Source organism: Pseudomonas sp. 39004 (genome assembly GCF_028682155.1).
Lineage (GTDB): Bacteria > Pseudomonadota > Gammaproteobacteria > Pseudomonadales > Pseudomonadaceae > Aquipseudomonas > Aquipseudomonas capeferrum.
The window spans coordinates 1-8027 of sequence record NZ_JANIAG010000212.1 but is presented as its reverse complement, the minus strand read 5'-3'; the positions used below and the strand labels follow the sequence as shown (position 1 = coordinate 8027).

General features: G+C 61.5%; 5 protein-coding genes, 1 rRNA gene and 1 pseudogene. 4 read left to right on the top strand and 3 right to left on the bottom strand.

From position 1 onward, the window contains the following. A partial coding sequence (gene lapD / locus NP534_RS24080) for a cyclic di-GMP receptor LapD (protein ID WP_274100363.1) occupies nt 1-1933 on the bottom strand: 1933 nt, incomplete at its 3' end. Nucleotides 1934-1943: 10 nt separating this feature from the next. After that, complete coding sequence (gene lapG, locus NP534_RS24075; protein WP_274100362.1) at nt 1944-2705, bottom strand: cysteine protease LapG; 762 nt, start codon at nt 2703-2705, stop codon at nt 1944-1946. 205 nt (nt 2706-2910) lie between these two features. Here lapG and NP534_RS24070 point away from each other — a divergent pair, with 205 nt between their 5' ends. From NP534_RS24070 to NP534_RS24055, 4 genes and pseudogenes are all read left to right on the top strand, one after another. After that, nucleotides 2911-3600, top strand: a complete 690-nt coding sequence (locus tag NP534_RS24070; RefSeq protein WP_274100361.1) for a GntR family transcriptional regulator — start codon at nt 2911-2913, stop codon at nt 3598-3600. Between the two features lie 92 nt (nt 3601-3692). Then, entirely contained in the window at nt 3693-4196 is a 504-nt protein-coding gene (locus NP534_RS24065) for a sigma-70 family RNA polymerase sigma factor (protein WP_274100360.1), read from the top strand. Continuing rightward, nucleotides 4193-5156 (top strand): annotated as a pseudogene (locus NP534_RS24060) (FecR domain-containing protein). Before NP534_RS24065 ends, NP534_RS24060 begins: the two are co-directional and overlap by 4 nt. A 171-nt stretch (nt 5157-5327) precedes the next feature. Beyond that, nucleotides 5328-7742, top strand: a complete 2415-nt coding sequence (locus NP534_RS24055; protein WP_274100364.1) for a TonB-dependent siderophore receptor — start codon at nt 5328-5330, stop codon at nt 7740-7742. Between the two features lie 53 nt (nt 7743-7795). Here NP534_RS24055 and rrf read toward each other — a convergent pair. Then, nucleotides 7796-7911: ribosomal RNA gene (gene rrf / locus NP534_RS24050) — 5S ribosomal RNA — on the bottom strand. Nucleotides 7912-8027 lie beyond the last annotated feature (116 nt).

The following is an 8027-nucleotide window of genomic DNA, read 5'->3' as shown; positions in this document are numbered from 1 at the left end:
CAGGTTCACCCACCAGCTGCCCCTGAATACCACCCACGCCCATCTCCCGCAGTACCAACCGCTCGCCTTCCGTCTCGACCCGCTCGGCAATCAACGGCAGGTCGATACTGTGTGCCGCGCGTTGGATCGCTTCGATGAACAGGCGCTTGTGCTGCTCATGGTCGATGTTGCGGATATAGCTGCCATCGATTTTCAGGTACGCCAGGCCCAGGTGTGCCAGGTTGCCGATCATGCTGAAACGGCCGCCGAAGCGCTGCAGCGCCAGCCCGAAGCCAAGCCCGTGCAGGCGTCGGGTCAGTTGCTCGAGGGCAGACTGGTCGGGCAGCTGCTCTTCGCCGATCTCGAACGTCAACCGCGGGCCCAGCGCCGCATGCTGGCTTAGCAGCTCGTAGACGCGTTGCAGCGCCTTGGGGTCGGCCAAGGTTGCTGCGGACAGGTTCAGCGCCAGCATCTGACCATGGCTGCGCAGGTGGGCGAGCACCTTTTCCAGCACCAGCACATCCAGGCGGGGCATCCAGCCGAAGCGCTCCAGCCAAGGCAGGAAGCGCCCGGCGGGCAGTGCCTCGCCTTGCTCATCGTGCAAGCGCGAGATGACTTTGTGGTGCAACACCCGCTGGGCTGTTTCGCAGTCCACCACCGGTTGGAAAAACAGCTCGAAATGCCCATTGGCGAATGCCTGGTCGAGCCGCTCATGCCAAGCATGATGGCTATCGCCCGCTACCGCAGCTGCACCCTGTTCGAGGCAGACCCAGCCGGGTGCCGGCTGGTTTTCGGCAAGGGCCAGGGCTTCGTCGGCAAGTTTCAGCAGTGCCTGTGGCGCATCGCCGGGGCTGAAGGGCGCAATGCCGATGCATGCGACCGGGCTGACATCACTGGCGCCAGTCTCGTGCAGGCTCTGCAGGGTAGCCTCCAGCGCCTGGGCAAGCTGTACGGCCTCCTCGTGCACCATACCCGGCGCCAGCACGGCGAACTCACCCCCACGGCTGCGCGAAATCAGGTCTTTGGTTTCTGGGTAGCTGGCACAGGTACGGCGCAGTTGCTCGCCCACCGCCTGCAACAGCTGGTCGGTACGCTGCCCACCCAGGCGCGCGTTGAGGCCTGCCAGCCCCTGCACCCGCAGCAACAGCAAGTAACCGGCCCGGGCTTCCTCCATGTTGCTGACGCGGGTATTGAGTTGCATCTCGAAATAGCGGCGGTTGGACAGCCCGGTGAGGCTGTCCTGGTAGGACTCGGTGCGCAACCGCTCACTGCGCTCGGCCTGCTCGGTGAACAGCGCCTTGAGCTTCTCGACCATCTGGTTCATCGCCTGCACCACACGGCGCAGCTCGGGTGTGCGCGGCAGGTCTGGCAGGCTGAGGAATTCGCGCCGGGCGATGGCATGGGATTGCTCGACCATGTAGTCCAGTGGCCGCAACTGGCGGCGCAGCAACAACGCGCCGAGCACCGCACTGGCAGCACCGCACAGCAGCAACCAGCCCAGGCTGCCCAAGGCGCTCTGCCAGAGCTTGGCGATGGCGAACATTGGGTGGCTGATCACCTCCACCCGGGCGGCCTGCTGCCATCCGCGGCTGACAATGGCATCACCACCGGCCGCTTCAAGGCCTATGAGGTGGACAAACCAGGCCGGCACACCACCCCGGTCAGGCTCGGCATGGCGCTCCACCAACACGGCATTGGAACCCAGGTCGACGACCTTGATGCTCGCATAGTAGCCACTGTCAAAGATCGAGCTGACCATCAGTTCGACCATCGCCGGGTCGTCGATGTTGGGTGTCAGCGACAGGGCAAGGGCAGTGGCTGCGTCCTGGGCGTGCGACCGCAGCTGGTTGACGTACTGGCTGCGCGAGCTCTCCAGGCTGACCATGAAGCTGCCGCTGAAGGCGACCACCAGGAACAGGCAAATGGCCAACAGCAATTGTTTGAACAGTGACATCTGTGCTCCTTCAGTAAACCGGCTCGGCCGGGAACCCTTCGGCCTGCATTTTTTTCAGCAAATCCTGCCAGCGTGACAGCCGCTTGGTATCGCCTACCTTCTTGTTGCCGGCCGCGCCTGGCAGCCACAGCCCCTCACCATTGAAGGCATATACCGGCAGCAGGTCTGGGCGCTGGCTCGCCGGCTTGATGGCATCCATCAGGCTGTCGAGCACCAACGGTTGGGCCTGTGGGTTTGAATAATAGGTCAGCACCATGTGCGCTCGGTTTTGCCGCAACGCCTTGACGTAAGTGATACGCAGCTTTTCGCTGGGGATGCCCATGCGCCGTAGGCTGAAATACTTGGCAATAGCGTAGTCCTCGCAATCACCCGCCCCCTTGATCAGTGCCTGGACCGGCGTGGCCCAATAATCGACCTCATGCCACAGGTCGATATCTTCGACGTAGCGCAGTTGCTGGTTGAAGAAGCGGTTGACCACCTGCAGCCGTTCCAGCTCGGTGGCCTGCTTCTGCGTGGCCATCAGGTTCTGCCAGGCGTCGATACGCCCCTGCCCTGCGCCAAGCGGGCCATACAGGGCCTGCGACTTGCGACTGATCTGGGAAAAATCCCAATCCGCGTGCAAACCGCCCAGTAGCAAGCTACCCAGCAGCGCGGCAAGGCCGACACGTCGCACAGCGGTTTTGAACATCCAGGATATCGCCACTGCGAAGACCTGTTCAGACCAGTCGAAAGCAGCGATGGTGCGGCCTGGCTGTGCAAAAGACAATGGCACCCTGCAATCACGCAACCTGGGGGTGGGCCATACTAACTTTGTGGCTATCTCGTTCTATGTGCCGCTTCCTTTGCCAGGCGACTTCATACACCATAGCCGCGGCCTTGGGTCACCCGCTCCAATGCGGCTGACGGTTTGACAAGCCCCCTTGCCTGTTACTAGTGTCATTGGATCCAACTTTCGTTATGGTCGAGGCAGACTCCGCGTGGCCGAGAAAATCAAACTGAGCAACGTGCTGGCTAGCGAACAGCTACCCCCACACCTGGCACGTGCTGTTATCGAAGAGCGCCTGCGCAGCGCCATTCTTGATGGGCGACTGCCGCCAGGCACCGCTGTGCGTCAGCAAGAGCTGGCGACCTTGTTCGGGGTCAGCCGCATGCCTGTGCGCGAGGCCTTGCGCCAACTTGAAGCGCAATCGCTGCTGAAAGTGGAGATGCACAAGGGCGCTGTGGTTGCGCCGTTGATCGGCGAGGACGCGGTGGACACCTATGCCCTGCGTGTTCTGCTCGAAAGCGAGGCGCTGCGCCAATCCATTCCCATGCTTGATGCCGACGACATCGCCCGTGCCCGCGGCTACATCCTGCAACTGGAGCATGAGACCCGCCACGCCGAACTCGGCCGCCTCAACCGCCTGTTCCACATGACGCTGTACAGCAAGGCGTCAAACAAGAAGCTGTTGCGCCTGATCGAGAACGAACTGAACGAAGAAGAGCGTTTTCTGCGCTTTCATCTTTCCTCCATGGGGTTGGGGAAACTCACCCAGGACGATCACAACGCGCTGGTGGATGCGGCCAGCGACAAACTGGTGGATGAAGCCATCGCCGTGCTGGAGAAGCACTTGAACTCCGGCGCGCACGTGATCAGGGCTTACCTGGATTCGCAGTTGGCACGATAACAGGCCGGCATGAGACGGTTGCAAATTAGCCCGGCACCGCAAACAATGAGACTAATTATCATTCATGTCCATTGAAGCCAGCGCCCTCCTCCATGCCTTCCAATGACTCCGTGCAAACGCTCTACAGTGACCACCACGGCTGGTTGCATGCCTGGCTGCGCAGCAAGCTGGGCAATGCCGCCGATGCCGCGGACCTGGCCCAGGACACCTTCGTGCGGCTGTTGCAGCGTCGCGAGCAGGTACAGCTGAACACGCCAAGGGCGTTTCTGCGGACCGTGGCACGTGGGCTGGTGATCGATCACTGGCGCCGTGAAGAACTGCACCGGGCCTACCTCGAAGCCCTGGCTCACTTGCCGGAAACACAGGCCCCCTCGGCCGAGACCCGCGAAGTGCTGCTGGAGCTGCTGGAGCGTATCGCGCGCATGCTCGACGGGCTCAAGCCAAAGGTGCGCCGCGCCTTTCTGCTGGCCCAGTGCGATGGGCTGAAACACCAGGCCATCGCCGAGCAGATGGGCATATCCGTACGCACCGTCGAGCGCTATATCGCCGATGCGCTTTACCATTGCTACCTGCTGCGCTTTGAAGACGCGCGATGACAGTAGTCGCGCCGTCGGCCAAAGCAGTCAAGCAAGCCATTCAGTGGCTGCTCAGGCTGCGAGAGAGCGGTACCTGCCCTGCTGCAGCAATGCGAGCAGTGGCGTAGCGCGCGGCATGAGCACGAACTGGCCTGGCAACGGGTGATACACCTGCACCAGGACCTTGACCTGCGCACCATCCCCGGCGCTGGGGTTGCCTTGCACACCCTGGAAACCAGCCAACGGCGCCTGCACCGGCGCCAGGCGCTCAAGTTGCTTGGCGGCGTCGCCTTGGTCGGCTCGGCCACATGGCTGGTTAAAGACCTCGATAGCGTCAGCGCCTGGGCTTCGGACTACGCCACTGCCACTGGCGAACGGCGGCGATTGCACTTGCCCGATGGCTCATTGATGCAACTGAACACGCGCAGTGCGGTGGACCTGGCCTTCGACCAGCAGCAGCGTTTGGTCCACCTCAAGCAAGGGGAGCTGATGCTCACCTGCAGCGAAGCGCAGGATCAGACGCGCCCCCTGTTGGTACAGACGCAAGAGGCCTTGCTCGAAGGTTTCAATGGGGGCTTTGTGGTACGCCAGGATATCGACTGCACCCGCGTCAGCGTCAGCCAGGGAAAGGTGGCGATACACCGGCCGGGGAATGGCCAGGTGCAATGGATCGACAGCGGCCAGCACTGGCGCCTGGATGCCAGCGGTGCACAACGCCTGGATCGCGTGGATATGGACCCCACGGCCTGGAGCGAAGGGCTGATCGTGACCCGCGACATGCGCTTGCACGATTTTCTCGCGCAAGTGAGCCGCTATCGCCATGGCTACCTGGCTTGCAGCGATGACATTGCCGATCTGCGCCTGTCCGGTGTGTTCCGCCTGGACGACCCGGAGCAACTGCTGCAACTGCTGCCAAAAACGCTCCCGGTCAGGCTTCGCCAACGCACACGTTGGTGGATCCGCGTCGAGCACATGGCCTGACTTCACCCCCGCGGGGATATTTTTGGCGGGTTTTGGGCATCGATACGGCTAGGACAGTAAGCAACGCCTTCTGCCCTCAACCTTTCAACGGACGCTTTCATGCCCATTGTCTCTACCTCTACTCACCGCACTAACGAGAATGATTTTCGACCTGTCTTGAATTCAGCCAGCCTGCGCAAGGCCGTTCGGGCAGCCCTGTTCGGTACCGCACTGGGCATCAGCGCCCTGCCCCTTCAAGCCCTGGCCGCTGAAGCCGCGCAGGTCAGCCAGCAGTATGCGATCGCGCCCGGCGAATTGAACGATGTGCTCAACCAGTTTGCCCGTCAGGCGGGGATCACCCTCTCCAGCACACCGCAGTTGACCAACAGGCTGCAATCCCGTGGCTTGCAAGGGCAGTACTCGGCCGATCAGGCGCTGCGCCAATTGCTCAATGGCAGCGGCCTGGAGGCCGTAAGCCAGGGTGGGCACAGCTATGTGCTGCGGGCCCAGCCAGACAACGCCGCACTGTCGCTGCCAGACACCGATATCCGTAGCTTCTCCCTGGGCAATGCCTTGGGCAGCATGGATGGCTACAACGCCACCCACAGCCAGGTGGCGACCAAGACCAGCATGCCCCTGGTGGAAACCTCACAGTCGGTCTCGGTGGTGACTCGCCAGCAGATAGATGACCAGGGCTCGCAGACCGTCGCCCAGGCCATGCGCTATACGCCTGGGGTGCTGACCAACCCCTATGGCGCCACCCACCGTTACGACTATGTGGCCATGCGCGGCTTCAACGACGGTTCGGTCGACAACATCTACGTTGACGGCCTGAAGTCCATGGGTGACAACGGCACCTACAGCACCATGCAAGTGGACCCTTACTTCCTGGAGCGCATCGACATCCTCAAAGGGCCCTCTTCGGTACTCTATGGCCGCAGCTCGCCAGGGGGCCTGGTGGCACTGACCACCAAGAAGCCCCTGTTCACGCCCTTCCATCAGGTGCAGGCCACCGTCGGTACCCAAGGCCAGCGTGGCATGGGCTTCGACTTCAGCGGCCCGGTCGATGACGACAAGCATATTGCCTATCGCCTGACAGGCTTGGCGGACAGCTCTGACACTCAGTTCGACCATAACAAGGAAGAACGCTACGCCATCGCACCGGCTATCAGCATCGACTTCACCGAAGACACCTCGCTGACACTGCAGGCATACCTGCAGCACGACCCCAATGGTGGCTACCACGGGGGTAACCCGGCTGACGGCATGCTGCACAAGCGCAACGGGCTGCGCCTGTCAGACCACTTCTTTGAAGGTGAGCCTGGGGTCGACAACTACGAGCGTACCCAGCAGTCGTTCAGCTACCAGTTCGAGCACCGTTTCAACGACGTCTTCACCGCCCGGCAGAACTTCCGCTACCAGGATTCTGACGTGACGATGGACCAGGTGTATTCGGCCGGTTGGGCCGACGCCGACAGCAACATCCTCAACCGCGCCTACACCGGGGGCGACGAGCGCCTGCATTCGTACATCATCGATAACATGCTGCAGGCGGAGTTCTTCACCGGCGCGGCCAAGCACACCCTGCTGCTTGGCACCGACTACCAGCGCCGCAAGGCCGACGTGGAATGGCGTTACGGCACGGTCGACCCGCTGGATGCGGGCAACCCTCAATATGGCAATGGCAACCTCCAGGTACTCGGTGAAAACCGCTATCAGCGCCGCCTGCAGCAAACGGGTGTGTACCTGCAGGACCTGGTCGAGCTGGACCAATGGCGCTTCTCGCTGGGCTTGCGCCAGGACTGGGTGAAGGTCTCCGAGGAGAATCGCGACAGCAACACCAAGGTCAACGATCAGCGCTCCAAGTTCACCACCCGAGCGGGCGTGCTGTACTTGTTCGAGAACGGCTTGGCACCCTATGTCAGCTACTCGGAGTCGTTCAACCCCAATACCGTGTCCGACCAGGAAGGCCGGCCGTTGGCACCGACCGAGGGCACTCAGTGGGAAGCGGGTATCAAGTACCAGCCGCCCGGCAGTGACAACCTGTTTACCGCGTCGGTGTTCCGTATCGAGCAGGAGAACCTGGCCTCCAAGCAGCCGAACGAAGACTTCTACCGCCCGGTGGGTGAAGTACGCTCACAAGGCCTGGAGCTGGAGGCGCATGTTCAGCTGACCGACAACCTCAAGCTGTTGGGCGGCTACACCTTTACCGACATCGAGTATGCCAAGACGATGCCGAGCTTGGTGGCAGCAAACCTGGACAACAAGGGTAATTCGCCCACCCAGGCACCCAAGCAGATGTTTTCGCTGTGGGCCGACTACAACTTCCGCCAGGGGCCGCTGGACGGCCTGCGACTGGGCGGTGGGATACGTTATGTGGGGTACAGCTGGGTGGATGCGGAAAATAGCATGAAGGTGCCCTCCTACACGCTGTTTGATGCCTCGATCGGATACGACCTCAGCAAGGTTGGCCTGACGGGGGTGGATGTGCGCCTGAACGCCAACAACCTCACCAATGAGAGCTACGTCACCTCATGTGCCAGCCTGAACTATTGCTACATGGGTGAAGAGCGCAACGTCAGCGCAACGGTCAGCTATCAATTCTGACCCGAAAAGACAAAGCCCCTGTCTGCGATGCAGACAGGGGCTTTGGGTTTGAATCTTGACGATGACCTACTCTCACATGGGGAGACCCCACACTACCATCGGCGATGCATCGTTTCACTGCTGAGTTCGGGATGGGATCAGGTGGTTCCAATGCTCTATGGTCGTCAAGAAATTCTGTGTGCCGGCCCGTCCTGAAGACGTGCCCGCGAATTTCTATGGCTTCTACTTAAAGACAAAACCCCTACCTGCTTGCGCAGATAGGGGTTTTGCGAAATGAATCTTGAC

Bases quoted from the DNA above. Each gene is read 5' to 3' on its own strand.
- NP534_RS24065 (WP_274100360.1), top strand. From the start codon at position 3,693: ATGCCTTCCAATGACTCCGTGCAAACGCTCTACAGTGACCACCACGGC.